The organism is Mycobacterium sp. ABE4_509, from assembly GCF_056160785.1.
Genome location: NZ_JBSWXU010000017.1, coordinates 1 through 26,039 on the forward strand (window position 1 = coordinate 1; position 26,039 = coordinate 26,039).

At 69.4% G+C, this 26,039-nt stretch carries 20 protein-coding genes; 8 read left to right on the forward strand and 12 right to left on the reverse strand.

The window, feature by feature from the left end:
* Positions 1-120: hypothetical protein (locus tag ACXAID_RS06060; protein WP_475021332.1), on the forward strand; the 120-nt coding region annotated here is incomplete at its 5' end.
* Positions 121-136: 16 nt separating this feature from the next.
* Here the strand turns inward: ACXAID_RS06060 and ACXAID_RS06065 are convergent.
* From ACXAID_RS06065 to ACXAID_RS06090, 6 genes are all read right to left on the reverse strand, one after another.
* Complete coding sequence (locus tag ACXAID_RS06065; RefSeq protein WP_475021285.1) at positions 137-619, reverse strand: hypothetical protein; 483 nt, start codon at positions 617-619, stop codon at positions 137-139.
* 24 nt (positions 620-643) lie between these two features.
* The gene (locus ACXAID_RS06070; protein WP_475021286.1) at positions 644-1,051 is read right to left on the reverse strand and encodes a hypothetical protein; all 408 of its coding nucleotides are present in this window, start codon (positions 1,049-1,051) and stop codon (positions 644-646) included.
* Positions 1,052-1,091: 40 nt separating this feature from the next.
* A complete protein-coding gene (locus ACXAID_RS06075) occupies positions 1,092-2,024 on the reverse strand; it encodes an LLM class F420-dependent oxidoreductase (protein ID WP_475021333.1) in 933 nt (310 codons plus the stop codon).
* A 20-nt stretch (positions 2,025-2,044) separates the two neighbouring features.
* Positions 2,045-2,668, reverse strand: coding sequence for a TIGR03085 family metal-binding protein (locus ACXAID_RS06080; protein ID WP_475021287.1), 624 nt, complete (start codon positions 2,666-2,668; stop codon positions 2,045-2,047).
* 458 nt (positions 2,669-3,126) lie between these two features.
* Complete coding sequence (locus ACXAID_RS06085; protein ID WP_475021288.1) at positions 3,127-3,678, reverse strand: hypothetical protein; 552 nt, start codon at positions 3,676-3,678, stop codon at positions 3,127-3,129.
* A gap of 62 nt (positions 3,679-3,740) precedes the next feature.
* Complete coding sequence (locus tag ACXAID_RS06090; protein ID WP_475021289.1) at positions 3,741-4,802, reverse strand: M48 family metallopeptidase; 1,062 nt, start codon at positions 4,800-4,802, stop codon at positions 3,741-3,743.
* A 739-nt stretch (positions 4,803-5,541) separates the two neighbouring features.
* Between ACXAID_RS06090 and pks2 the strand changes: the two genes are divergently transcribed.
* The 6 genes from pks2 to ACXAID_RS06120 are packed head-to-tail and all read left to right on the forward strand — an operon-like array spanning position 5,542 to position 18,746.
* The gene (gene pks2, locus ACXAID_RS06095) at positions 5,542-11,820 is read left to right on the forward strand and encodes a sulfolipid-1 biosynthesis phthioceranic/hydroxyphthioceranic acid synthase (RefSeq protein ID WP_475021290.1); all 6,279 of its coding nucleotides are present in this window, start codon (positions 5,542-5,544) and stop codon (positions 11,818-11,820) included.
* A 37-nt stretch (positions 11,821-11,857) separates the two neighbouring features.
* The gene (locus ACXAID_RS06100) at positions 11,858-13,306 is read left to right on the forward strand and encodes a condensation domain-containing protein (RefSeq protein ID WP_475021291.1); all 1,449 of its coding nucleotides are present in this window, start codon (positions 11,858-11,860) and stop codon (positions 13,304-13,306) included.
* Positions 13,307-13,339: 33 nt separating this feature from the next.
* On the forward strand, positions 13,340-14,734 hold the full coding sequence (locus tag ACXAID_RS06105; RefSeq protein ID WP_475021292.1) for a wax ester/triacylglycerol synthase domain-containing protein: 1,395 nt from the start codon (positions 13,340-13,342) through the stop codon (positions 14,732-14,734).
* Positions 14,735-14,751: 17 nt separating this feature from the next.
* Positions 14,752-16,152, forward strand: coding sequence for a hypothetical protein (locus tag ACXAID_RS06110; protein ID WP_475021293.1), 1,401 nt, complete (start codon positions 14,752-14,754; stop codon positions 16,150-16,152).
* Positions 16,153-16,166: 14 nt separating this feature from the next.
* Positions 16,167-17,900, forward strand: coding sequence for an AMP-binding protein (locus tag ACXAID_RS06115; RefSeq protein WP_475021294.1), 1,734 nt, complete (start codon positions 16,167-16,169; stop codon positions 17,898-17,900).
* Positions 17,901-17,912: 12 nt separating this feature from the next.
* Positions 17,913-18,746, forward strand: coding sequence for a glycosyltransferase family 2 protein (locus ACXAID_RS06120; RefSeq protein WP_475021295.1), 834 nt, complete (start codon positions 17,913-17,915; stop codon positions 18,744-18,746).
* 8 nt (positions 18,747-18,754) lie between these two features.
* Here ACXAID_RS06120 and ACXAID_RS06125 read toward each other — a convergent pair whose 3' ends face one another.
* From ACXAID_RS06125 to ACXAID_RS06135, 3 genes are all read right to left on the reverse strand, one after another.
* Positions 18,755-19,501: a GAP family protein gene (locus ACXAID_RS06125; RefSeq protein WP_475021296.1), complete on the reverse strand. Its 747-nt coding sequence runs from the start codon at positions 19,499-19,501 to the stop codon at positions 18,755-18,757.
* 63 nt (positions 19,502-19,564) lie between these two features.
* Positions 19,565-21,223, reverse strand: a complete 1,659-nt coding sequence (locus ACXAID_RS06130; protein WP_475021297.1) for a PE-PPE domain-containing protein — start codon at positions 21,221-21,223, stop codon at positions 19,565-19,567.
* 293 nt (positions 21,224-21,516) lie between these two features.
* The gene (locus ACXAID_RS06135; RefSeq protein WP_475021298.1) at positions 21,517-22,554 is read right to left on the reverse strand and encodes a polysaccharide pyruvyl transferase family protein; all 1,038 of its coding nucleotides are present in this window, start codon (positions 22,552-22,554) and stop codon (positions 21,517-21,519) included.
* 230 nt (positions 22,555-22,784) lie between these two features.
* Between ACXAID_RS06135 and ACXAID_RS06140 the strand changes: the two genes are divergently transcribed.
* Positions 22,785-23,357: a class I SAM-dependent methyltransferase gene (locus tag ACXAID_RS06140; protein ID WP_475021299.1), complete on the forward strand. Its 573-nt coding sequence runs from the start codon at positions 22,785-22,787 to the stop codon at positions 23,355-23,357.
* A gap of 16 nt (positions 23,358-23,373) precedes the next feature.
* Here ACXAID_RS06140 and ACXAID_RS06145 read toward each other — a convergent pair whose 3' ends face one another.
* From ACXAID_RS06145 to ACXAID_RS06155, 3 genes are all read right to left on the reverse strand, one after another.
* Positions 23,374-24,057 carry an O-methyltransferase gene (locus ACXAID_RS06145; RefSeq protein ID WP_475021334.1) on the reverse strand — a complete coding sequence of 228 codons (684 nt, stop codon included), beginning with the start codon at positions 24,055-24,057 and terminating at the stop codon, positions 23,374-23,376.
* An 89-nt stretch (positions 24,058-24,146) separates the two neighbouring features.
* A complete protein-coding gene (locus ACXAID_RS06150; protein WP_475021300.1) occupies positions 24,147-24,485 on the reverse strand; it encodes a hemophore-related protein in 339 nt (112 codons plus the stop codon).
* A 109-nt stretch (positions 24,486-24,594) separates the two neighbouring features.
* The gene (locus tag ACXAID_RS06155) at positions 24,595-25,845 is read right to left on the reverse strand and encodes a glycosyltransferase (protein ID WP_475021301.1); all 1,251 of its coding nucleotides are present in this window, start codon (positions 25,843-25,845) and stop codon (positions 24,595-24,597) included.
* Between the last annotated feature and the right edge of the window lie 194 nt (positions 25,846-26,039).

Genomic DNA, 26,039 nt, shown 5'->3' on the forward strand with positions numbered 1-26,039 from the left:
GCGCAGCGCTGGCGGCGCCGCGCCGATCATCCGCTCAACGATCCGTTCACCGCCCGGGCCTGCCGGGCCGCGGTGCGCAGCGCCGAGGCGATCGTCGCGCTCTACTCCGCGCGGCCCTGACCGGATCGGGCCCGGATCAGGGCGACTCGGTGACCGTCTGGGTCTGGGTCTCGGTCTGGGTGACGGTGCTGGTGCTGACCGAGACGCTGGGACCGGTCGTCGTCTCGGTCGTCGTCTCGGTGGTGGTCGGTGTGGTGGTGGTCGTGGTGGTGGTCGGCTCGGTGGTCGTCGGCTCGGCCGTGACCGTCTCGGTCACCGTCGACGGCGCCACCACGGGCGCCGAGGTGGAGGTCAACGGCGTCAACGGTGTCGGAGTCTGGTCGGTCCCCGGGCCGGAGTCACCGGTGATCGCGCGGGCCAGGCCGTAGACCACCAACGCGATCAGCACCGCGCCCAGCGCGCCGAAGGACACCAGCGCGACAGGCTTGCGGTACCACGGGACGTCTCCGCCGGCCGGCGGGTACGGCGCCTGGCCCGCCGCGTCGCCGTAGCCGCCGCCGAGACGCCTGGTCGGCTCGTTGTCGGGGTAGTTCGGGTCGTCTGGTCCGTAACGTGCCACGAAGCCCGATAGTAGGCGCTGGGGTCAGGGCTCCGACGGCGTTCTCTGGGTGAGCCTGGGCCGGCGGGTCGTGGTCGCGGTCAGGTCGGTCTCCTTGGTCCGGGGAGGCCGGGTGGTGAGCGTGGACGGGCCGGACTCGGTGGTCTCGGTGATGACGGGTTCGGGGTTGATGTCGGTGGTCACCGGGGGGCTGGTGCTGGTGATCGTCGCGGTCGTGGTCGGTGTGGTCACGCTGCGGTCGGTCACCGAGTAGGTCGGCTCGACGAAGTTGGTCGGCGCCGGGTCGGGTTCGCTCGCCTGGCGCACCACGTAGCTGATCGACCAGACCAGAACCGCGAGCACCGTCAGCGCCGCGATGCTGACTCCGAGCAGCGTCGATGTCCGGTTGTGCCACGCCACCGGCGGCGCATCGTCACGATCGCGGCCAGTCACGGGCACCGATAGTAACCATGACCTCAGCTGCGACGCTGGGTCAGCGCAGCCGGGTGGCCACCTCGTCGGCGACGAACTCGATGTGTTCGAGATCGCTCATGTCCAGAACCTGCAGGTAGATCCGCTGGACTCCGGCCTGCAGGAACGGGCCGAGCTTGTCGACGATCTCGTCGGGAGTGCCCACGGCGGGGGAGTTCGAGCGCAGTTCGGCGACCTCGCGGCCGATGGCCGCGGCCCGGCGGGCGATCTCGGACTCGTCGCGGCCGGCGCACAGCACGAAAGCCGCCGAATAGGTCAGCGAGTCCTTCGCCCGCCCGGCCTCGTCGACGGCGGCGGCCACCCGCGCGTACTGCCGGGTGAGCGTCTCCAGGTCGACGAACGGGGTGTTGAACTCGGTGGCGAAGCGCGCGGTCAGTGCCGGGGTCCGCTTGGCGCCCAGCCCGCCCAGAATGATCGGCGGGTGCGGCGTCTGGGTGGGTTTGGGCAGTCCGGGCGAGTCGGCGACGGTGTAGTGCGTGCCCGCGTAGTCGAAGGTCTCCCCGATCGGGGTGTCCCACAGTCCGGTGAGGATCTCGAGCTGTTCGGTCAACCGGTCGAACCGTTCACCCAGCGGCGGGAACGGGATGGCGTATGCGCGGTGTTCGGCCTCGAACCATCCGGCGCCGATACCGAACTCGACGCGGCCGCCGCTCATCTCGTCGACCTGTGCCACCGAGATGGCCAGCGGGCCGGGGTGGCGGAAGGTGGCCGAGGTGACCATGGTGCCGAGCCGGATCGAGGACGTTTCGCGGGCGATGCCGGCCAGCGTGACCCACGAGTCGGTCGGGCCGGGCAGCCCGTCGCCGCTCATCGCGAGGTAGTGGTCCGAGCGGAAGAACGCCGAGTACCCGCAGCGCTCGGCGGTGCGGGCGACGGCGAGCTGATCGGCGTAGCTCGCTCCCTGCTGGGGTTCGACGAAAACACGGAAATCCACGGGGTCCACGGGTCGCCAGCCTAGAGCCCGGCCCGGGACTTCTTGACCGCATCCACGGCGTCGGCGGGACCGTCGACACCGACCCTGGCCTCGTCACGTCCCGCGGCGAACATCAGCAGCTCGCCCGGATCGCCGGTGACGACGACCCGGGGCCCTTTGCCGACGGTGGCCAGCGTCCGGCCGTCCGGGGTGGCGAACTCCACCGTGGCCGGGGAGTTGCGCAGCGTCATCCGGGCCATCATCCCCACCGGCCGGCGCAGGGCCGAGGCGGTCTGATCGTCGATCGGGCGGGGCTCCCAGTCCGGGCGGGCCCGCCGGACGTCCTCGTGGTGGATGAACATCTCGGCCACGTTGGCGATCGGGTCGAGCAGCTTGAACGGCGAATACAGCGGCGGCCCGGAGGCCACCTGGTCGAGCAGCTCACCCCAGTCCGAGGACGCCGAAACCTTCTTCTGCACCCGCTCGGTGTAGTCGGCCAGCGCGGGGATCAGGATGCCGGGTGCGGCGTCGAGGCGCCGCTCCCGCACCACCAGGTGCGCGACGAGGTCGCGGGCGTCCCAGCCCTCGCACAGGGTCGGGGCGTCGGGCGGGAGGTCGCGCATGGTGGCCACCAGGGCGGCACGCTCGCGCTGTGCAACGGTCATCTGAACTACCTTCCCTCGTGCGGTCATGTGAAACACCGTCAACCGAGCGCGCGGTCGAGGTGGTACCGCTGACTGTTCAGCGTAGAGCTCGGCGTGACCGGCACGCGGCGCAGTCATCGGGTGGGTTTCCCGATGTCGAGCAAGAAGATCTGGATCAGTGATGCGGGCGTGTTCGCCGAGGATGTGCGCCCCCGGGATGCGGTCCGACGCGGCGTCGGTGAGTACCTTGCACAGCCCGGTGCGGGTCTTGCATCGCCCAGCCGTAGGCGACGTCCTCGTAGCGGGCCACGCCCACCCGGTAGTCCGGGCCCGCCAGTCGCGGGGTGGTGAACACCGCCGACGGCACCGGGCCGTGGTCGACGTGTCTGAGCGGTTTCGCGGTGCTGATGTCGCCGAACGCCCGCTGCGGTTTCCGGGGCGGGTTCGGAGTCAAACCCTGCCGGGAGAACTGTTGCGGCTCAGAAGCTCTCGACGCCTTCGATGCTGATGACCATGCCGTGCCCGGTGCGGTCGTTGGTGAATCGGGTGCCGTTGACGTCCGCGTCGATCGTCCAGCCGACGGCCGAGTAGGTCCGGTAGTCCAGGGTGACCGTCGGGATGGCGCCGAGATTGCCCAGTACCCAACTGATGTCGCCGTCGGTGTTGAGACGCACTCCGTTGGCGGGCATGCCCTCGATCTCGGGAGCGTTGACGAACGAGGATTCGCAGCCCACCTCCTGCGTGTCGAGCTGGCAGCGGGTCTTGCCCGACTTCGTCTCGATGAACACATAGCCGTTCTGCGGGCGCAGGACCTCGGCGCCCGGCGCCGGGGTGGCCGACGGGTCGGGTCGCGGTTCGATCGTCGAGGGCGTAGGCGGTTCGGGCAGCGGCCGGCTCGGCCGGGTGGTGGGGAACTCCGGCTCCTCGAACGAATCGGGGCTCCTGGTCGCGGTGCCGTCGATGGAGGTCGAGCAGCCGGCGAGCAGCGTGCACGCCCCGATCACTCCCGCGACGACCAGTCGAGCCTGCATCACCCCAGCGTACGCAAGCTGTTGCCAGAGTGACGGGAGTGACCCGCGGTGCCGCGCTGGATCTAGTCCTGCCCCGATGCGCCGCGACGCCAGCCGCTGATCCTGCGGCCCACACTGTCGACGGCGGTGGTGGCCGCCTGGCCCACGCCGGTGACGATGCCGCCGACTCCCTCGCGAATTCCCTTGACCAGCGGATCGTCGGACTGATCGAAGCTGCCCCGATAGTGGTCGGACGCCGCGCCGACGTCTTCGGCGAACCGGGCATCCTCGTCGCGGGTCGGGTAGTCGCCCGCCAGGACCGCGCCGTACCCGCCGGAATCCACCCACTGCATCACCGCGTCGGCGCGCAGCGCCGAGAACGGGTGTGTCTGCAGCTCGAGGTTGAGCAGCTTGAGCACACCGTCACGCATGTCGCCGGTGCGTTCGTACTCCCGGGCCTGGGCCAGGAAGGCCTGGGAATCGAGTTTGTCCAGCCGCCGGCCCCCGGCCAGCTTCATCTCGACCCGGATCGCGGTGTCGACGTCCTGGGTGCACAGCAGGCCGGCCCGGTCACCGGACAACTCCGACTTGCGCTGCCACTCGAGCAGCGCGGCGACGATCGCCCGCAGCGCCCAGCCGCCCAGCGGCACGAAGCCGAACGAGTCGGCCACCCGCATCAGGTGCATCAGCATCGTGCGGTAGACGGCATGGCCGCTCAGCGCGTGCCCGAGTTCGTGCCCCAGGACGAAGCGCATCTCCTCGTGGTCCATCAGGTCGCACAGGCCGGAGGTGACGACGATGAACGGGGTGTCCATCCCGATGCAGAACGCGTTGGGCTGCGGGTCCTGGTAGACGAACAGATCGGGTCTGTCGGTCGCGTCGAGCACCGCCACGCAGTCGTCGAGCAGCGCGTCGAGGTCGGCGAACTGGCGCGGGCCCACCTTGGCGGCGCTGGCCAGGTACAACAGCCGATGCTGGCGTTCGCGCAGCATCGCCGACATCACCTTCAGGACCTGGTCGAAGCCCCTCAGGTGGCGCAGCGCGCTCAGCGCCACCCGGTCGGCCGGGTGTTCCCAGGCGCGCGAACTGATGCCGGGGAAGTTCCTGCGCACCGGTGCGGCACCGGTCGCGGGTTGTTGGGTCATCATCGTGCCCTTCGCCGCCCGTTGCCTGCCATCCGCCAGGATAGGCGCGCTGTGGTGGGCCGGATCGCGGCCGGTGACCGGGGGTGTGCGCCCCCGGTCGGCGCCGGGAATCGACGGGATGGACAATAAAGTGGCCCCGCGGCGGTGCGGCCGACGGAGGTCCGGCGGCCGTCGGGGCGGCGCTGAGAGCATGGCGCCGCATGTGGGGATCGGCGGCAGATTCGCTTCACCGGCCCGGCGCGGTGTTGCCAGGGCGCCGGAGAGTGACTTACGACACGTCTTGGATTGACGGCGCCGTCGAATGTGCGGTCTACCTCGACAGGCGGATTCGTGGCCGTTCGGCAACGGCGCTGGTCCGGGAAATTTTTTTGGACTCGAACGGGACCGGAGCTCAGCGGTCCGGTGTCGGCATCGACGTTGCTGGCAGCGCAGGTCGGGACGGAATTGCGGGAACTTGCGGCATTGCTGACGCCCTTGGGCGCTCTCGTCGTGAATTCAATTTGCCCGGCGTACTCCGTCCGGATCTGCCGGTATTGCACCTTGTTATGATCTTGAAACTTCGAAATACGGCGATTGCGGTGTATATTTGCTCCATTTCGTGCTCGGCGCTGGGGGTAGCGCTGAGGCCGTGGGAGGGCTTTCTCAGCGAGGTTCGTTCGTTCGCTCGCCGACAGGTCGATTCCCGTGGTACCAACTACACTCATGCTCTCATCGAGAGGTGCATTGAGAGGTGTGCAAGGTGTCTCGTGTAGGTGTAACGCCGGTCGCGGTCGTCGGTATGGCGTGCCGGCTGCCGGGTGGAATTGATTCGCCTGAGCAACTCTGGCAGGCGTTGCTGCGGGGTGACGACCTGGTCACCGAGATCCCACCGGGCCGGTGGGACGCCGAAGAGTACTTCGACCCCGAGCCGGGCGTTCCGGGTCGCTCCGTGTCCAAGTGGGGCGGCTTCCTCGACGACGCCGCGGCGTTCGACGCCGATTTCTTCGGGATCTCCGAGCGTGAAGCGGTAGCCATCGACCCGCAGCACCGGCTGCTGCTCGAGACCGCCTGGGAGGCGGTCGAGCACGCCGGCATGGACCCGGCGGCCCTCGGCGGGGCGCTGTGCGGGGTGTTCATGGGACTCACCCACAACGACTACGCCTATCTGGCGGCTGACGCCGAGGCGCTGGAGGGGCCCTACGGCTTCACCGGCACGAGCTTCAGCCTGGCGTCCGGCCGCGTCGCCTACGCGCTCGGCGTGCACGGCCCGGCGATGACGGTGGACACGGCATGTTCCTCCGGCCTGAGCGCCATCCACCTGGCCTGCCGCAGCCTCGCCGAGGGTGAGAGCGACATGGCGCTGGCCGGTGGCGTGTCGGTGCTGCTGGAGCCCCGCAAGGCGGCCGGCGGCTCGGCGGCGGGCATGCTCTCGCCGACCGGCCGGTGCCACGCCTTCGACGAGGCGGCCGACGGGTTCGTCTCCTCGGAGGGATCGGTCGTGCTGACCCTCAAGCGGCTCGACGACGCCATGGCCGACGGTGACCGCGTCCTGGCGGTCATCCGGGGAACAGCGGCCAACCAGGACGGCCACACCGTCAACATCTCCACCCCGTCCTCCGAAGCGCAGACCTCCGTCTACCGGTCCGCGCTGGCGGCCGCCGGCGTCGAGGGCCCGACCGTCGGGCTGGTGGAAGCCCACGGGACGGGTACCCCGGTCGGCGACCCGCTCGAGTACGCCAGCGTGGCCGCGGTGTACGGCACCGACGGCCCCTGCGCCCTGGGTTCGGTCAAGACCAACTTCGGGCACACCCAGTCGGCTGCCGGCGTCCTGGGCGTGATGAAGGCGGTGCTGTCGGTGCAGCACGGCGTCATCCCGCGCAACCTGTACTTCAGCCGGCTGCCCGAACAGCTCGAATCGGTCCAGACGGAGCTGTTCGTGCCCCAGGCGACCACGGCCTGGCCCGTCTTCGGCGACCATCCGCGCCGGGCCGCGGTGTCGGCCTACGGTCTGTCCGGCACGAACGTGCACGCCATCGTCGAGCAGGCCCCGGCACCGGTGACGGAATCGCCGGCCGGCGACCGCGCATCCGGGCCGTTGCTGTTCCCGCTGTCCTCGACCTCGGCGCCGGAGCTTCGCCGCACCGCGGGCCGGCTGGCCGACTGGCTGGCCAACAGCGGTGACGGTAACGGCCGCGGACCCGCGATCGATCTTGTCGACGTGGGCTACACCCTGACCCGTCGGCGCGGGCACCGTCCGGTGCGGACGTCGGTCGTCGCCGAGGACCGCGAAAGCCTGATGCAGGCACTGCGGGCCGTCGCCGAGGACGAGGCCCCGTACCTGCCCGCAGTGGCCCAGGACGCCACCGGACCGGTGTGGGTGTTCTCCGGGCAGGGCTCGCAGTGGGCCGGCATGGGTGCCGAGCTGCTGCAGGCCGAACCCGTCTTCGCCGCCACGGTCGCCGAACTGGAGCCGCTGATCGCGGCCGAGTCCGGCTTCTCGGTGACCGAGGCGATGTCGGCGCCCGACGTGGTCACCGGCATCGACAAGGTGCAGCCGACGATCTTCGCCATCCAGGTGGCGCTGGCCGCCGCCATGAAGGCGCACGGCGTGGCCCCCGGGGCCGTCGTCGGGCACTCGATGGGCGAGGCGGCCGCGGCGGTGGTCGCGGGCGCGCTGACGCCCGAGGACGCCGTGAAGGTCATCTGCCGGCGTTCCAAGCTGATGACGACCATCTCCGGCTCCGGCGCGATGGCCTCGGTCGAGCTGCCCGCCCAGCAGGTGCTCTCCGAGCTGGCTGCCCAGGGCATCAAGGACGTCGTCCTCTCGGTGGTGGCCTCGCCGCAGTCCACGGTGGTCGGCGGTGCGACCGACGCGATCCGGGATCTGGTGGCGATGTGGGATGCGCGCGGTGTGATGGCCCGCGAGGTGGCCGTCGACGTCGCGTCCCACTCCCCGCAGGTCGACTCGATCCTCGACGATCTGATCGACGAACTGGCCGACATCGAGCCCACCGATCCGGTGATCCCGTACTACTCGGCGACGCTGTACGACCCGCGTGAGATCCCGCTCATGGATGCCGATTACTGGGCCGACAACCTGCGGCACACGGTGCGGTTCAGCGCCGCGATCGGTGCCGCGCTCGAGGACGGCCACCGGGTCTTCGCCGAGCTGTCACCGCATCCGCTGCTGACCCACGCGGTCGAACAGGTCGCGCGCTCGTCCGATGTGCCGTTCGCCGCCATCGCGGGGATGCGCCGCCAGCAGGAGATGCCGCACGGGCTGCTCGACCTGATCGCCGATCTGCACAGCGTCGGAGCGGCGGTGGACTTCGCCACGCTCTATCCGTCCGGGCGCCTGCTCGACGCTCCGCTGCCGTCGTGGACCCACAACCGGTACGAGTTCGAGTCCGATGCGCTGCACGTGTCGAGCCGGGCCGGCTCGATGGTGCCGGTGCACCCGCTGCTCGGTTCGCACGTGGCCCTCCCCGAGGAGCCGCAGCGGCATGTGTGGGAAGGCGAAGTCGGCACCGGCTCGCATCCCTGGCTCACCGATCACCTCGTGCACAACGTGGCGGTGCTGCCCGGTGCGGCCTTCTGCGAGATGGCCCTGGGCGCCGCGCGTCAGGCGCTCGGCGAGGCCAGCGTCGTGCACGACGTCTCCTTCGAGGAGATGCTGCTGCTCGACGAGGTCACCCCTGTCGCCGCATCCGCCGCTCAGCTGCCCAGCGGGGCAATGGAATTCGTGGTCGAGACGCACAGCGACGGCGAACGCTCCACCCGGGCACGCGCCCAGCTGCGCGCCGACGAGGCGCTGGACAAGCCGCTCAGCCGCGACCTGGACGCGCTGCTCGCGCTGCACCAGAACCACGTCGACGGCGCAGACCTGCGCTCGGCCTTCAAGGCCGTCGGCATCCACCACGGCCCCGCTTTCGCCGGTCTGGCCAACGTCTACACCTCCGACGAGGTGCTCGACACGGTGATCGCCGAGGTCGCGCTGCCCGGCCCGCTGCGCTCGCACCAGGGCGGCTATTTCGTGCATCCGGCACTGCTGGACGCCTGCTTCCAGTCGGTGATGGCCCATCCCGACGTCCAGAACGCGACGGGTCTGCTGTTGCCGCTGGGTGTTCGCCGGTTGCGCGCCTTCGCGTCGGCCCGCAGCGCCCGGTACTGCTACAGCCACATCATCAAGGCCGATTCGAGCGGGGTCGAGGCGGACTTCGACGTGCTCGACGAGCACGGCGAGGTGCTGCTCAGCGTGACCGGTCTGCAGCTCGGTGCCGGTGTCTCCGAGGCGGCCCAGGCCGATCGGCTGCTCAACCAGCGGCTGCTGGCGCTGGACTGGCAGAAGCGCCCCTTCCCCGAGTCCGACGTGGCCGGGCAGGGTGACTGGCTGCTGATCGAGCTGGGCGACGAGAGTGACGCGTTGAGCACGCAGCTCTCCGAGGCCCTGCAGTCTCGCGGTGCCGACTGCGTGACGCTTTCGTGGTCGGGAAGCTGCGACCACGCCACCAACGTCGACACCCTCACCGCCCTGCTACGCGAGCGGACGTTCGCGGGCGTGGCGCTGCTCAGCGGGCCGGTCGAGGGTGGTCCGGACGACCGGACACCTTTCCGGGGTGGGGATTTCGTCCGGCTGCTGGTGCGAATCACCAAGGAGATCACCGAGGCCGCGTCGCGGCTCTACGTGCTGACCCGCAACACCCAGAGCGTGCTGGACGACGATGTGCTCAACCTCGAGCACGCGGGTGTGCGGGGCCTCATGCGCGCGATCGGGATGGAGTACCCGAGGCTGCAGGTCACCCAGATCGACACGGATGCCGCGACCGACCCGCAGCTGCTGGCGCGCCAGCTGCTGCTCGACTCGCCCGAGGACGAGACCGCGTGGCGGGACGGACAGTGGTACACCGCCAGGCTGTGCCCCTCTCCGCTGCGCGCCGACGAGCGGCACCGGATCGTCGCCGACAACGCCGGCGACGGCATCCACCTGCGGGTCGGCACCCCCGGTGACCTCGAGTCGCTGGAGTTCGTGGCCTTCGACCGGGTGACGCCGGGGTTCGGCCAGATCGAGGTCGCGGTCACCGCGTCCAGCATCAACTTCGCCGACGTCCTGGTCGCGTTCGGCCGCTGCCCCAGCTATGACGGGCGGCTGCCCGAACTCGGCTCCGAGTTCGCCGGCACCGTAACGGCCGTCGGCCCCGGGGTCACCACGCACAAGGTCGGTGACCGCGTGGGTGGGGTCTCGCCCAACGGGTGCTGGGGCACCTACGTGCTGTGCGAGGCGGAGCTGGCGACCAAGCTGCCCGACGAACTCTCCGAGTCGGCCGCGGCGGCGGTCGGGCTGGCGTACGCGACGGTGTGGCTGGGCCTCGAAGAGCTGGCCAGGATCCGTACCGGCGACAAGGTCCTGATCCATTCCGCGACCGGCGGAGTCGGTCAGGCCGCGATCGCCGTCGCGCGGGCTGCGGGTGCGGAGATCTACGCGACCGCGGGCAGCGAGCAGCGGCGGCAGTTGTTGCGCGACTGGGGAATCCAGAACGTCTACGACTCACGCACCACGACGTTCGCCGACGAGATCCGCGCCGACACCGACGGCTACGGCGTTGACGTGGTGCTCAATTCGGCCACCGGAGCGCTGCAGCGGGCCGGTCTGGAGCTGCTCGCCTTCGGCGGACGGTTCATCGAGATCGGCAAGCGCGACATCTACGGCGACACCCGGATCGGACTGTTCCCGTTCCGGCGCAACCTGTCCTTCCACGCGGTGGACCTCGCGCTGATGACGGTCACCCACCCGAGCGAGGTTCGCAGGCTGCTGGATGTGGTGTACCGGCTGACCGCCGACGGAACCCTGCCGCTGCCGGACATCACCGAGTACCCGTTGACCGACGCGGCGAACGCGATCCGGCAGATCGCCGGCGCGCAGCACACCGGCAAGCTGGTGCTCACCGTGCCGCGTACCGGCAGCAGCGATGCCGTGCTGCCGCCCGAGCAGGTGCCGGTGTTCCGCCGCGACGGCTCCTACATCGTCACCGGTGGTCTCGGCGGTCTCGGGTTGTTCCTGGCCGAGAAGATGGCCGCGGCCGGGTGCGGACGCATCGTGCTCACCTCGCGCAGCGACCCGTCGCCGAAGTCGCTCGAGATCATCGAGCTCATCCGGGCCACCGGCGCCGACATCGTCGTCGAGTGCGGTGACATCGCCACGGCCGGCACCGCCGAGCGGCTGGTCGCCTCGGCGACGCGCACCGGCCTGCCACTTCGGGGCGTATTGCACGCCGCGGCCGTGGTCGAGGACGCGACGCTGGTCAACATCACCGACGGGCTCGTCGAGCGCGACTGGGCACCGAAGGCGTACGGCGCGTGGAATCTGCACCTGGCCACCGTCGCCGAACCGCTCGACTGGTTCTGCTCGTTCTCCTCGGCGGCGGCCCTGGTCGGTTCGCCCGGGCAGGGCGCTTATGCGGCGGCCAACAGCTGGCTGGATGCGTTCATGCGCTGGCGTCGCGGGCAGGGCCTACCGGCCAGTTCGATCGCGTGGGGCGCGTGGGGTGAGATCGGTCGTGGCACCGCGATGGCCGAAGAGGACGCCGCGATCCTGCCCGACGAGGGCGCGCAGGCGTTCGAGACTCTGCTCCGCTACGACCGTGTCTACACGGGCTATGCCCCCATCCTCGGCGCTCCGTGGTTGACCGCGTTCGCAGAACGCAGCCCGTTCGCCGAGCTGTTCAAGTCTGCGTCCGAAGGGGCGATGGAGTCCAGGAAGTTGCTCGTGGAATTGGCAGCGCTGCCGAAAGAAGAATGGGCGACGCATCTCCGCCGGCTGATCTCCGAACAGGTCAGTCTGCTGTTGCGCCGTCCGATCGATCCCGACCGTCCGCTGTCGGAATACGGTCTCGACTCACTCGGCAATCTGGAGTTGCGCACGCGAATCGAAGCTGAGACAGGCGTTCGCGTGAGCTCGATGGACCTGACCACCGTTCGCGCGTTGGCCCAGGTTCTATGTGACTCCCTGACCGTCGACGAGGTCACGTCGGCTCCGTCCTGAGTCGTCGCGACCACTTTCGCAAGAAGGGAAGCAGTTCATGTTCGAGTTGGCACCCATCCATGAGTGGGAAGGCGATCCCGGCGCACATGTGTCCTGGGTCGCCTCGCCCGCGACATTGGCGAAGGCTCAGCAGGCTCCCATCAGCCCGGTACCCGTCAGCTATCAGCAGGCGCAGCACCTCCGCAGCTACCGCGAGCATCGGGCACGCGGCACCGAGATGGCGCGGTTGACGATCCTGTCCTGGAACATCGACGGGCACTGCGACGTCCGGGCGATGACCTACGTGATCAACGCCTACCTGCGCCGGCACGACACCTATCGCAGCCGGTTCGAGTTCACCGAGGACGACCGCCTCGTCCGGCGCACGCTGCCGAACCCGAGCGACATCAAGTTCGTGGCGAAGAAGCACGGCGAGCAGACCGCACAGGACTGGTGTGCCGACATCCTGGCCACGCCGGGTCCGTTGCAGTGGGACTGCTTCAGGTTCGGGATCATCCAGCGGGAGGACCATTTCACGTTCTACATGAGCGTCGACCACGTCCATGTGGACGCGATGTTCATCGGTCTGCTGTTCGTCGAGATCCACCTGATGTACGCCGCGCTGATCGCCGGCGGTGGACCCATCGCACTGCCGGAGGCCGGCAGCTACGACGACTACTGCCTGCGGCAGCGCCAGTACACTTCGACGTTGACGACCGATTCCCCGCAGGTGAGCGAGTGGATCGAGTTCGCCAAGCGCAACGACGGTACGTTGCCGCGTTTCCCGCTGCCGATCGGCGACCCGTCGGTGCCCTGTGAAGGTGACCTGATGACCTTCGAGCTGATGGACGAGGTGCAGTCGGACCGGTTCGAACAGGTCTGCACCGCGGCGGGCGCCCGCTTCATCGGCGGTGTGTTCGCCTGCGCCGCAATCGCCGAACACAGGCTCACCGGCAGCGCGATGTACCACACGATCACTCCCACGAGCACCCGCGGTCCGGAGGAGATGATGACCACCGGGTGGTTCACCGGCACCGTTCCGATCACGGTCCCGGTGAACCCGTACTCGTTCGCCGAGACCGTCCGCGCCGCGCAGGCGTCGTTCGATTCCGGTCAGCGCCTGGTACACGTCCCGTTCCAACGGGTTCTCGAACTGGCCATGCACGAAGGCGAAGTGCGTAGACCGGACGCGGGGGTGCCGATGATCTCCTACCTCGACGCAACCGTGGCGCCGTTCTCACCGGACGTCGTCGCGCAGTGGAACGCGGTGGGCGGCAAGATCTACAGCGAGATGGGTGCGGCCAATCAGGTCGGCATGTGGGTCAACAGGTTCGGGACGGGCACCACGGCTACGGTCGCGTTCCCCAACAACCCGATCGCGCGGGAATCTGTGACCCGCTACATGTCCGCGATGCGGTCGGCGTTCCTCGGTGTGGTCGACGGCCGTCGCGACGCTGCGTCGACCCGGGTCTCGCTCAACGAGCCCCTGGGATCCGGGATGGCATGAGCATTTCGTGGGGACTGAGGCGTGGTTTCCTCAGTGACTGAGCAGGTGCTTGACCCGGCCGACGACCTGCTCTCGTTCACCGATCAGCTGTTGGTTCTCGGTCAGCACGCCACCGGCCAGGAGCTGGTCATGCAGGTGATGTGGCTCTACGAGCGCCCGATCGACCTGGATGCCCTGAAGCGGTTCCACCGCGACTTCGGCCACGGCTTGCTCGGCCGTCTGGTCGAGCGCTCACCGCTGGGGTTCGGGCGGCACCGGTGGGTGGCCGCACCCGGACCCGCCGGTGGCATCGACTTCGCCGACACCAAGCGGCCCCGGGCCGAACTGTCCGACTGGGTCGAGGAGTGCGCGCAACTGCCTGTCGACCCGGAGCGCGGACCGGGCTGGCGGATGGGCGTGCTGGAGATGGACGACGGCGCGACCGCCGTCAGCCTGGTGATGTCGCACTGTCTGTCCGACGGGATGGGGGCGCTGCTGACGATCGCCGAGACGGTCCGGGGCGAGGTGTACCAGTTCGGCTATCAGCCGCCGCACGCGCGGCCCCGCGCCCGCGCGTTGCGGTCCGATCTGTCCCAGACGGTGCGCGACATGCCGGAGGTGGCCCGGACGCTGGTGGCAGCCGCCCGGGTCGGGTTCGGTCGTCGCCACGACATCGCCGGTTCGAAGCCTCCCCGCGACGGTGCTGCCCGCCCGACGGCCGGTGCTACCGGCGGGGACACCAACGTCGTCCTTCCGTCGATCACCGCTCATGTCGACCTCGATCAGTGGGATTCCCGGGCGGCCGCGCTCGGCGGAACCAGCCACGCCCTGGTCGCCGGATTCGCGGCGAGGATCAGCGAGCGCATCGGGCGCCGCCGGGCCGGCGACGGCGCGGTGACGCTGCAGATCCCGATCAGCGACCGGGAACCCGGTGACACCCGGGCCAACGTGGCCTCGCTGGCCTACGCGACGATCGACCCGACCGACGTGACGACGGATCTGTCGGGGGCCCGGCGCGCGGTCAAGGAGGCGCTGGCGACGCTGCGGGACTCTCCCGACGAGACGCTGGAGCTGCTGCCGCTGACCCCGTTCATCCCGAAATGGGCCGTGCGGCGAGGGTCGGACGTCGTGTTCGGGCTGGCCGATCTGCCGGTCTCGTGCTCCAATCTCGGCGATGTCGACCCGATGGTGGCCCGGGTGGACGGCAGTGACGCCGACTACGTCATGCTGCGCGGGGTGGACCGCCGGGTCAGCCGCGATTTCCTGGAGAAACGCCGTGGCCTGCTGACGGTGCTCGCCGGCCGTCTCGCTGGCAAGATCGCGGTCACGGTCGTCGCGTACCCACCGGGCGGGAAGTTCACCAGGGAACAATTGCGCACGTTGGTGGCGGAAACGCTGGATGAATTTGGCATCGTGGGCGTGGTGGACTTCGAGACGGGGCCACGATGACGAGGGGAGGTGCCCGGATGGCAGCCGACACCTGTCCGCGCCCCGACGCCGACACGGCGACGAACAGCGCCGAGGCCGGCCCGGACAACCGCCTGACCCTGCTGGACCACGCGGGCATCCAGTTGGTGCGCGCCACCGGGCGCAAGCAGCTGATGCAGGTCGCCTGGGTCTACGAGCACCCGGTCGACTTCGACCGGCTCGAGCAGTTCCACCGCGGCCTCGGCTACGGCCTGGCCGGCCGCCGGGTCGAGCGTTCCGTGCTGCCCTTCGGCCGGCATCGCTGGGTGTCGGTGACGGGCCCGCAGGCGCCGCTGGAGATCTCCCCGCGCCGACGCGACCGTAGTGAGCTGTCGGACTGGCTGGACGAACGCGCCCAGGTGCCCGTCGACCCCGAACGCGGCCCCGGCTGGCATGTGGGTGTGCTGCAGATGACCGACGGGTCGACCGCGATCACCATGGTCGGCTCGCACAACCTGGGCGACGGTGTCGCCGGAGTGCTCTCGGTCCTGCAGGCGGTCGCGGGCACCAAGCCCGACTTCGGCTATCCGCCGCCGCGCTCACGGCGCCGCTTCCGCGCCGCCGCCGACGACTTCCGTCAGGCCGTCCGCGAGCTGCCCGAAGCGGCCCGGGTGGCCGCCGCGGCTGCCAAGTTGGTGGTCGGCAGCCGAGACGAGGCCGCACCGGCGGCAGCAGACGACCGGCGCCGCCGCACGTGCGACTGCACCGTGGCCGTGCCGGCCATCACGATCGTCGTCGACGTGTCGGCCTGGGACGCCCGCGCCGAGGCGCTCGGCGGCAACAGCTACTCGCTGCTGGCCGGGGTGGCCGCGAAGATCGGTGCACGGATGGGACGGGCCCGGGCCTCCGACGGAAAGGTCACGCTGTCGATCGCCCTCAACGAGCGCACCGGTGTGGACGACACCCGCGCGCTGGCGCTGTCCTTCGCCAAGGCGAGCATCGACCCGGCCTCGGCGACCATCGACCTGAGCGAGGCCCGCACCACGCTGCGCCACGCCCTCAAGGAGGCGCGCGAGGCCACCGACGCGGCGCTGGAGCTCCTGCCGGTGGTGCCGTGGGTTCCCAAGCGGCTGCTCGCGCGCTACGCGTCCCAGTTCCACGGATCCACCGAAGATCTCTCGGTGTACTGTTCCAACCTCGGCGACCTCGACGCGGCGGTCGGTCGGCCCGACGGCACCGACGCCGAATACGTTCTCTTCCGGGGAGTCGACCAGGACTTCCGGCGCCACGACATGGAGGAGGCCGGTGGCCAGCTCGTGGTCGTATCCGGCCGGGTCAACGGCAAGATGTCCATCGGCATCACCGCCTACCAACTCGACTCCGACAACTCCAAGGCCCGCCTGCGCGAGGTCGCGGCCCGAACGCTGGCTGAATTCGAGCTGTCCGGCGTGATCGACTAGAAGGGTTGACTTCTGTGGCCTATTCCGCCGTGACCGACGTACTCCGCGAGCGCGCCAGCTTGCAGCCCGACGACGTCGCGTTCACCTTCATCGACTACGACAGCGACCCGGACGGCGTCGCCGTCGCGCTGACCTGGTCCCAGCTGAGTCGGCGGGTGCTCAACTTCGCCCACCAGCTCCGGGCCCGGGGCGCGGTCGGCGACCGCGCCGTCATCCTGCTCCCGCAGAGCCTGGACTACATCGTCGCCTTCCTGGGCTCGCTGCACGCCGGTCTCATCGCCGCCCCGCTGTCGGTTCCGTTCCCGGGCCACCACGACGAGCGGGTCAGCGCGGTGCTCCGGGACGCGACGCCGACGGTGATCGTGGCGACCTCGGCGGCCGCCGGCTACCTCTCGGAGTACACCGCCCCGCTCGAGGACCAGGCCAAACCCACGATCATCGAGATCGACGCGCTGGATCTTGACTCGCCGAGCCCGCGTACGCTGCGGCGTCCCAAGACCACCACGGCCTACCTGCAGTACACCTCGGGATCGACCCGCACACCTGCCGGGGTGATGGTGACGCAGCGCAACCTGAGCGCCAACTTCGAGCAGATCATGGCCGGGTTCTTCCCCGACAAGGTGGCCCCGGCGGACACCACCGCGATCTCGTGGCTGCCCTTCTACCACGACATGGGGCTCATGCTGGGTGTCTGCGCCCCGATCCTCGGCGGCTGGCACACCGTGTTCACCTCGCCGGCGGCCTTCCTCACCCGCCCCTCCCGGTGGATCCAGCTGCTGGCCTCCTACCCGTCCACGGTGACCGCGGCCCCGAACTTCGCCTTCGAGCTGGCGGCGGGACGGACCTCCGACGACGACCTCGCCGGCCGAGACCTCAGCGGTGTGCGCTGCGTGTTGAGCGGCAGCGAGCGGGTGCACCACGCCACCCTGAAGCGGTTCGTCGAGCGGTTCTCCCGGTTCAACCTGGCCGAGGAAGCCCTGCGCCCCAGTTACGGGCTGGCCGAGGCGACGCTGTACGTCGCGACCCGCGAACCCGGCCGGCCGCCGCACATCGTGCACTTCGCCGGCGAGAAACTGTCCGCCGGCCACGCCAAGCGCTGCGACAACGAGTCCGGGACGCCGCTGGTCGGCTACGGCACCCCCGAGTCACCGCTGGTCCGCATCGTCGATCCGGAGACCAGAGCCGAGTGCCCCGCCGGGACACTGGGCGAGATCTGGGTGATGGGCGAGAACGTCTGCGCCGGCTACTGGGAGAACCCCCAGCAGTCCGAGGAGACGTTCAACGCCCACATCGAGGCCGCCTCACCCGACACCCCGGCCGGTCCGTGGCTGCGGACGGGCGACCTGGGCTTCATCTCCGAGGACGAGTTGTTCATCGTCGGCCGGATCAAGGACGTCGTGATCGTGCGCGGCCGCAACCACTATCCCGACGACATCGAGGCCACGATCCAGGAGATCACCGGCGGCCGGGTCGCAGCGATCTCGGTGCAGAGCGAGCACACCGAGGAACTGGTCGTCATCGCCGAACTGAAGACCCCGGCGAATCCGGATGCCGACGCGATCGAGCACATGCGCGACAAGGAGCGTGAAGTCACCTCGGCTCTGTCCCGCTCGCACGGCCTCAGCGCAGCCGATCTGGTGCTGGTGCCCCGCGGGTCGATCCCGATCACGACCAGCGGAAAGGTCCGCCGTTCGGCGTGCTCGCAGATGTATCTCGAGGACGCGCTGACCCGCCTCGTACCCAAGTAGCCGGTGTCGCCGATGCCAAGCGCAATGCCGGTGATCGCCGCGATCCCGAACTACAACATGGCCGACAACCTGCGCAGGTTGCTCAGCCAGCTGCTTGAGGAGCAGGGCTACGACGCGATCTTCGTGCTCGACGACGCCTCGAGCGACCACAGCGCCGACGTCGCCGGCGAGTTCGGCGACGCGGTGACGTTCGTCTGGGGCGGGCAGAACAGGGGCGCCGGGGCCAACCGCAACCAGATCATCGGCGTCGTCGACGACGGGGCGATCATCCACTTCATCGATGCGGACATGGAGCTCGAGACGCCCCGGGCGGCCGAGGTGGCCAGGGATCTGTTCGCGCAGTACGCGCCGAGCGGGGTGGGCGCGATCGGCGGACTGGTGGTCCGCGGGGACGGCACCCAGGAGCCGCACAACTACGGTGCGTCGTTCTCGATGTGGGGAAACGTGACCTCGGGGCTACCGCTGGCGGTCGACCGGCTGGGCGACCGGCCCGGGCTCGCCCGTGCGGTGCAGCGGATCGCCGGGCCCCTCATGCACGACTGGCCGAACCTGTTGGCGCCGCCGGCGCCGACCCCGGCGTACTGGCTGCACGAGGGAAACATGCTCATCGAGTCGACCGTGTTGCGCGCGATCGGTGGGTACGACCCGCAGCTGCGGTCCCACGAAGCCCAGGATCTGGCGATCCGGTTGGAGAAGAGGGGTATCAAGCGGCAGTTCGACCCGAGCATCAAGGTGCTGCACCATCACATCGATGTGCGCGGCAAGAACCGGATCAAGTGGGAGAACGACGCCGCGCTGTACCTGGTGCGCAAGCACGGCGTCTACCGGTGGCTGACCGACCGGTAGCGGGTCGTTCAGAGCGCGGCGACACCCTGGAACACCATCAGGGCGCCGAAGATGGCGAACGCGGTCGCCCAGATCCGGCCGCGGAACTCGCGCATCCAGATCTGGAGCTTCTCCACCACGAACAGCGTCTTCGACGGTGCCACCAGGTAGCTGATCAGCGGGATCTCGGCGACCGCGAACGCGATGACGGCGAAGAGGATCACCGCGCTGATCTGGGTGCCCAGCGCCGCACCTGAGGCCAGGATGGCGAGCAGCACCAGGCAGTACTCGAGCGGGGGCGTCGCGGAAAACAGCCCGGCAGCGAACGCAATTCCCAGGGAATCCCCCCGGGCACCGTTCAGCAGGGCGGACCACGACAGCCGTGACGCTCCGTTCGGTCGCTGCTCCTCGTCGGTCAGTGCCGGGGGCGCGGAGGCTCCGGCACCGACGAGGACGGCGGGCTCGACTCGGCGTGCCCAGGCACGTTTGGCGATGAGCGCTGCGACGGGCACAGCCAGCAGCCCGAAGGCGATCTGAGTCGGGGCCACCACGGGATGGTGGGTGGCAGACCGCAGGGCTTCGGTGAACGGCAGAACGTGCCGCGGTAGGACGAGCAGGACGAACACCGCAACGCCGATGCCGGTCGCCATCAGACCCAACCAGTACACCAGGAGGTTGGCCATCGGCCGCGACCGCGACACCAGCAGGGTCGTGATCCCCACACGGACAGGGTCGAGTATGGCGATGACCGCCAACAGCACGACCGCTCCCCACATAGCCGAAGACCTTACCGTGCCGCTGGCAAACTCGTGCCCTGGTGCGGGCACCGAAAATCAGGTTCAGTCATCTTCGCTCGCATCCGAACCGCTGTCGGCCGCCGATGTGGCCGTATCGGAAGCCGACGACGTGGTCGTGGAGGCCGCGGTGCGCGCGCCGACGAGTCGGCGATCGTTTGCCCCGTCGTCGCTGCGGTCGTCGTCGCCGCCCTGGGTTTCCGCCGGGGAGTCCTGCTCGACGGTGTCCGCGCCGTCCTGTTCATCGGAGTCGGTGGCCGGCTCGTCGCTCTCGGTCGGTTCGTCGAGGACCTCGGTGTCCGATTCGGTCTCGGTCTCTTCGGTCTCTTGGGTCTCGGTGGCTGTGGTCTCTTCGCTGGTCTCTTCGGTGGTCTCGGTCTCTTCGGTGGCCGTCGCGTCGGCGTGCTCGTCGACGGACACCGAAGTCGTGGCGGCCATCAGCTCTGCATCTGCGGTGGTCTCTGCACCGGTGTCTGTGGCGGCGTCGGACTCCCCGGACTCCTCCGATTCCTCGGCCGGCGGGTTGAGCCAGGTGACCTCCGGGCCGCCGATGCCGTACGGCCCCGGGACGGTCGTGCCGAACGGCCGTACGTCGAAGTAGTACTCGATTCCGTTGTCGAGTCCGGTGGGTATCGACAGTGCCAGGTTGCAGACGAATTCGATGGGATCGGGTCCGTAGAAGATGTTCCACGACGTCGGCTCGCCGGGGCTGGTCTCGCGGTCGTAGGCCGCCTCCACGATGACGCGGAAGAACGGATCCAGCGTCTGGGCCATGGCTTCGCCGACCAGCGGGATGGCCTCCAGCGGGGTCAGCAGCGGCAGGGTCTCGGTAGCGGCCAGATAGTAGGAGGTGTCCCCGTACTGGCCCTGGTCGATGATGCCGGGGTCGTCGAGGCTGTAGTCCGGATAGTTCCGATGCAGTTGCTGGACGGCCATCATCGCGTTGGCCCACGCCAGCAGGTTGAGCGGGTTCACCGGCCCATCGGCCCAGAGGTCGTACTGGATGGCGAAGTCCACCGTCGGGTACTGCGTGTCGGTGGGGGTCGGGCCGCTGAACGTCGCCCCGCCGTAGGTCAGGCCCAGCGGAATCGTCACGCCCTCGGGTCCACGGGCCAGGAAGCCGCCGTTGGGGCGGTTGCCGTTGCCGATCAGGACGAACGACACGACCGGTCCCTCGCCGTCGGCGTAGGTCGCCGCCAGCTCACGCTTCTCGAAGGTGGCGATGGTCGCGCTCTGTGAGTAGCCGAAGACGACGAAGACATCGTCGAGGGCCGGGGCCGCCGAGGCGGACACGTCTCCGTTGTAGACGCACGTCCCCGCCGGACCGACGATGCAGGCGTCGAGATTCTCCAGGCCCTCGGCCACCGACTCGTCGAAGGTCAACGTGCCCACATCGGGGGCGAACTCCTCCGGCGTGATCACCGCCACCGGGTTGTAGCCCTCGGTGCCGCCACCGGGAATGCCGGACCCGGGCAGGGTGGAGGCCGGCTGCACGAAATTGTCCACCGCCTTGCCCAGGTACTCCTCGACGAACTCGAGGCCGTCCTCGTCGGTGGTCAGCGGGTCCCCGGACCCGCCCATCACCAGGACGGTGGTGCGCGCAGCGAGAACGACCAGGGATGACGCCGTGGACATCAGTGTCAGCAGGACCGCGCCGGCCACGGCCAGGAGCGCCATGCCGGCCGAGGTCAGCTTCACTCGCACGGCGGGTCCTCCCTTGCCTTGTCGGCGTGGACGATCGGCATCATGTCGGCATCATGGTCGCTGTTATGTCCACCGCGCAGCGGGGTTGCCCGGCAAACAGCATCTCTTCGACGGAGATGGTAGTCCGTCCCGCGGGCCGCCGCTGGGCGAGGGTCCAAAAAAGTTTTGCCCAGTGTCGTTGCGCTCGCTCGGCGGGCGGAACGGGCGAGTGACCGTTGGATCCGGCGTACCGGCGTCCAGCTAACTGCTCGACATAGCGGGAGAGATTCCGGCTGCGGTCCCGGACAACCCGGTCACCCGGCGGCTAGGCCCAGTTGCTCGGCCAGCGACGCATAGTCCGACGTCAGTCGCCGGCGCAGACCGGCAACGGCGGCTCCGGTGGTCGCCCTGATGGCCGATGCGTGCGCCACCGCGCCATTGACCTGTTCGACAACCGCGGCGCTGGTCAGCGTGTCGGTGCGCAGCAGAGCATGTTCGTTGTCGATGGACATGGCGAAGTCGCGGCACTTCGGCTGGTACTCCAGCGCAACGGTCGGGGTGGCCGACACCGCGGCCAGGATGCCCGCGTGCAGTCTGCCCACCACGACCGCCGAGCAGCGGGCCAGCGTGCGCACCGCTGCCACCGGGTCTGCCGGCTCCACGATCTCGGCGGGGAGGTCCGCGAGTGCCGTTGCGGTCCACTGTCGGTCGCTGCCGTTCATCAGAATGCCGACGAACCGGTACCCCTGTCCGGCCAGCTGGCGCATGGCCGCCGACATCTCGCGTGCCACCGCCAACGGATCATGTCCCCAGAGGTCGTCGCCGAATCCCAGGTTCACCCCGATGAGGCCGTCCTCGACCGCGACGTCGGGTTGGGGGAGCAACAACGCCGGATCGCCGGCCACGGCGACCTCCAGACCGGCGTCGGCAAGCAGTTCGGCGCTGCGCGGGCCGCGCACCGATACGATGTCGAACTCCGAGAGCAGTGGCATCCAGCGATTCAGCTCGGCTCTGCCCGAACCGCTCTTGCGCCCGACGAACGCCGGGTCCTCGACGCCGACCCCGATGGCGAAACTGCCCCGACGCCGGGTCAGCGTCAGGCCGCGGCGGACCAGTCGCCGCCAGTGAGCCCGGCCGACGAGGGTGCCGCCGCCGACCACCAGCGCGCTGTGCCGCAACGGCCCCAGCCCGGTGGAGCACGCCGCGATCAACTCCCTGGTGAGCACCGGCAGATCGAGAAATGCGGCCCCGGGGAGCTGTGAGCGGACCGCGTCGTAGATGGCGTCGTCGCCGATATTGCCTCTGCCGTGCCAGCCGAGGTAGGCGACCCGCGCGTCCTGGGCGCCGGTCATCGTCGGCGACTCGACGACGCGGTCGACCTTTGCGCGGTAGTCATCGCTCTCCTGAGCCTCCCCGTCAGCGCCAGCCGATCGCTGGCTATCGTCACACACCTCATCCGGACCGGCACGGGGTATGCCGGGGTTTGCGCCGCGCTGTGCGCAGTGCGGCGCAGCGCAGCGATGCTAGCCTGCTGCACAGTGACGTTGGCGGGTTTGCTCAGGCCTGTCGGGAGGGTGGTCTCGTGTTGAGGGCTTTGGGTGTGCTGCGCCAGAAGACCGACTACCGGCGGTGGAGCGAACCGCGCAACATCTACGCGTCCTGGGACAGCCGGACCAAACGGGCCGCGGAGCTGATCCCGGCCGGCAGTCGCGTGCTCGAGTTCGGTGCCGCCAAGCGGGTGCTCGAGGGCTACCTGGACGCCTCGTGTGAGTACGTGCCGTCCGACATCGTGGACCGCGGGCCGGGGACGGTCATCATCGACCTCAACGAGCGACCGCTGCCGGACCCGGCGGGCGGCCCCTTCGATGTGGCCGTCTTCATGGGCGTGCTGGAGTACGTCAGCGATCTCCCGCAGGTCGTGGCGTGGCTGTCGAAGCAGGTCCCGGTCTGTGTGGTGTCCTACGCCTGTGTGGAGAACAGCCGGCGAGCCCGGCGGTCGGGCCGGGGCAGTGTCGCCCGGATGTTCCACGGCTGGATGAACAGCTACAGCGCCGACGAGTTCTCCGCGGTCTTCGAGCAGTGTGGTTACCGGCTGGACCACTCGGAGCGCTGGGAGGATCAGCGGATCTTCGTCTTCGAACAGAACAAGTCCTGAGTCCGGCGCGCACTCGTCACTTCTTGCATTCGAGCACGCCCAGCCGGCCCCGCTGACGGAACTCCACGGCGCCCGCGGCATCGCCGGACTGTGCGATTTCCATCCATGCCTCGTGCATGCCTTGGCCGAAGCGGATGTCGTCGAACAGCACCAGGCCGCCCGGGGTCATCAACGGTCGAAGGATCTCCCACTGCGCCTTGACGAAATCGTAGGTGTGGATTCCGTCGACAAAGGCGATGTCGATGGATTTCGGAACGATGTTGATGTTCTGCTCGAAGGCTCCGCGCGTCAGCGTGAAACGATTCGAGATCTGGGCGATCGAGGCCTCGGCGACATCCGCCCAGGCGTCGTTGATCTCGAAGCTGTACAGATGTCCGAAGCCGTTGCTTTCCAGGCCGTCGGAGAAGTACATGCCGGACACACCGAACGCCGCGCCGAACTCGATCACCGTCTCGGGGCGCCGTTGCCTCACCAGCCACGTGTAGAAATTACCTTGGGAGGCAGGCGATCTCACGTCCTTGGGGCTGTACTTCGCGTCGGGTAGATCGTATTCCGGAGCGACGTGCTGTTTGCCGATCCTGGCGTGATTGGCCGCCGAGATCGCCTCGATCTGGTCCTTGTGGGGTGCCGGCGGGAAACGCGCCGGCAAGTCGGCGATCCAACCGCCGCGGATGATCCACTTGTACTTCAGCGAAGTCATGAGCACTGCCGAAGTGTAACCGTGCAACCGGCCGGCGCCACCGAGACCTTGGCCGGGCGCACGGCGCCGAGCCGGGCGGGGCGGTCAGATCAGAAGTTGCTGCAGGTGTGGGCGATGGTCAGGACCAGCCCCACGTACTGCTGAGCCCCCGGCATCGCCTGCACCTGCTGGGCCAGCGCCACGCGCTGATCGGCCGGCGAGGCGAGGAACTGCTGCAACCACGCCTGCGCCATGGGCGTCTCGGCGAGCTGCCCGGCGGCCGCCGGATCGTGCGCGTTGAGCGCGGCGACGGCCTGTGGATAGCTGCACGTGGTGTTGATGACCGGGGTCAGATCCTGAGCCGCCGCCGTACCGACCGCAGCGGTCGAGAACAACACCGCACCGCCGACCGCGGTGGCCAGTGCCGCCGCCTTGGGGAACTTCACCATATTCGTCGCCGCCCCTCCTCGTCCTGTGTTTTCCAGGCTACAGGGTCGGTCAGAGGCCGGACAGGTTCTCGCGGTTGACCAGGGCGGATAGTAGGACAGGCAGGTGCCCTCAGCCCCGGCGGTGCCGGCGTGCCGCGTCCTCCAGCAGGTCCGCGGTTTTGCTGACGCTGAGCGCCGGCGGGGTCATCCGGTCGGCGATGTCCCCGGCGCGGGTGGCGCTCTGCGGTGCCAGCACGGTGTCCAGTGCGGCGCGCAACGATTTCCGGGTGGTCTTGGAGAAGCGCAGCGCAGTGCCGACCCCGAGCTTCTTGACCTGCGCCGCCCAGACGGGCTGATCCGCGCCGATCCACAGGATCAGGGTGGGCCGGCCGGCCCGCAGACCGGCCGCGACCGTTCCCGCGCCCCCGTGGTGAACCACCGCGCGGCAGCTGGGGAACACCCTGGCGTGGTTGACGGCGCCGACCACCTTGACGTGGTCGGGGCAGGTGTCCGGGTCCACGGACCAGCTGCCGGCGCTGATCAGCGCCCGCTGGCCGAGCTGCGCGCAGACCTCGCTGATCATGGCGACGGCCTCGTCCGGGGACTCGACCGGCATGCTGCCGAAGCCGAAGTAGATCGGCGGCGGGCCGGCCGCCATCCAGGAGGTCACCTCGTCGTCGGCGGCGGTCTCGAGTTGCAGCGTCAGGGCGCCGACGAAGGGCCGTCTACCGCGCCACTCGTCGGCCAGGCCGGGAAAGAGGACCTCGTCGTAGGCCTGGATCTCGAGCGCTCCGCCGTCGACGATGCGCCGCACCGAACTGGTGCGCGCCGCCGGCAGGCCGAGTTCGCGGCGCTGGCTGTCCTCGGCCTGTTTGAGGATCCGCCAGTAGGCCCACTCGACGACGGCCCACCCCGGTGCCACCACCCGGGCCGGCAGGGGGACCGGCAGGACCTGGCTGTTGGCGCGGTGCGGGAAGAAGTGCAGCGCGGCGAGCGGGACGTCATGGTGTTCGGCGACGTTGGCGGCGACCTCCTGGAATGTGGTGCCGGTCAGGATGAGGTCGGCGCTTTCGGCCACCGAGGTCAGGGTCCTGCTCATCTGCGCCCAGCCCTCGACCATGTACTCCCGGCCCTCGCGCAGGGCGCGGGCCGGGTTCTGGATCTTCCAGAAATTGCGGAAGGTGGCCTGCTCGAGCTGTTTCTGGGAGTCGACGCCGTAGGAGTCCACCGGAGCCGGTGAAACGGCCTGCTCGGCGAACGCGATCAGGTTCGGGGGCACGGCGAGGTGCACCTCGTGGCCACGGCTGCGCAACTCCGCACCGACCGCCGCGCAGGGCTCGATGTCGCCGCGGGTGCCGTGAGCGGCTACAGCAAATCTCATGGTCCGCCTTGTCCGGGGGTCGTCGCTACGTGGTCGTGGTGGCTGGCAGTGTGCCCGAAACGAGCTGTGGTCGGGCCGTCGTCGCGCCGGTGCTGAGGCCATTCTGAACCGAGAGCCGGGTTGCGGTGCAGCCGCCACCGGGTTGCCGTGGCGTCGGCGAGCAATTCGATCCAGCGGTGCGAGCGTGTAGCCTT

Excerpts from the sequence above, each read along its gene's own strand:
- ACXAID_RS06080 (WP_475021287.1), bottom strand. The coding sequence starts at position 2,668 with ATGACCGTTGCACAGCGCGAGCGTGCCGCCCTGGTGGCCACCATGCGC.
- ACXAID_RS06110 (WP_475021293.1), top strand. The coding sequence starts at position 14,752 with ATGGCAGCCGACACCTGTCCGCGCCCCGACGCCGACACGGCGACGAAC.
- ACXAID_RS06120 (WP_475021295.1), top strand. The coding sequence starts at position 17,913 with ATGCCAAGCGCAATGCCGGTGATCGCCGCGATCCCGAACTACAACATG.
- ACXAID_RS06085 (WP_475021288.1), bottom strand. The coding sequence starts at position 3,678 with ATGCAGGCTCGACTGGTCGTCGCGGGAGTGATCGGGGCGTGCACGCTG.
- ACXAID_RS06155 (WP_475021301.1), bottom strand. The coding sequence starts at position 25,845 with ATGAGATTTGCTGTAGCCGCTCACGGCACCCGCGGCGACATCGAGCCC.
- ACXAID_RS06150 (WP_475021300.1), bottom strand. The coding sequence starts at position 24,485 with ATGGTGAAGTTCCCCAAGGCGGCGGCACTGGCCACCGCGGTCGGCGGT.
- ACXAID_RS06100 (WP_475021291.1), top strand. The coding sequence starts at position 11,858 with ATGTTCGAGTTGGCACCCATCCATGAGTGGGAAGGCGATCCCGGCGCA.
- ACXAID_RS06145 (WP_475021334.1), bottom strand. The coding sequence starts at position 24,057 with ATGACTTCGCTGAAGTACAAGTGGATCATCCGCGGCGGTTGGATCGCC.
- ACXAID_RS06090 (WP_475021289.1), bottom strand. The coding sequence starts at position 4,802 with ATGACCCAACAACCCGCGACCGGTGCCGCACCGGTGCGCAGGAACTTC.
- ACXAID_RS06135 (WP_475021298.1), bottom strand. The coding sequence starts at position 22,554 with ATGACCGGCGCCCAGGACGCGCGGGTCGCCTACCTCGGCTGGCACGGC.
- ACXAID_RS06125 (WP_475021296.1), bottom strand. The coding sequence starts at position 19,501 with ATGTGGGGAGCGGTCGTGCTGTTGGCGGTCATCGCCATACTCGACCCT.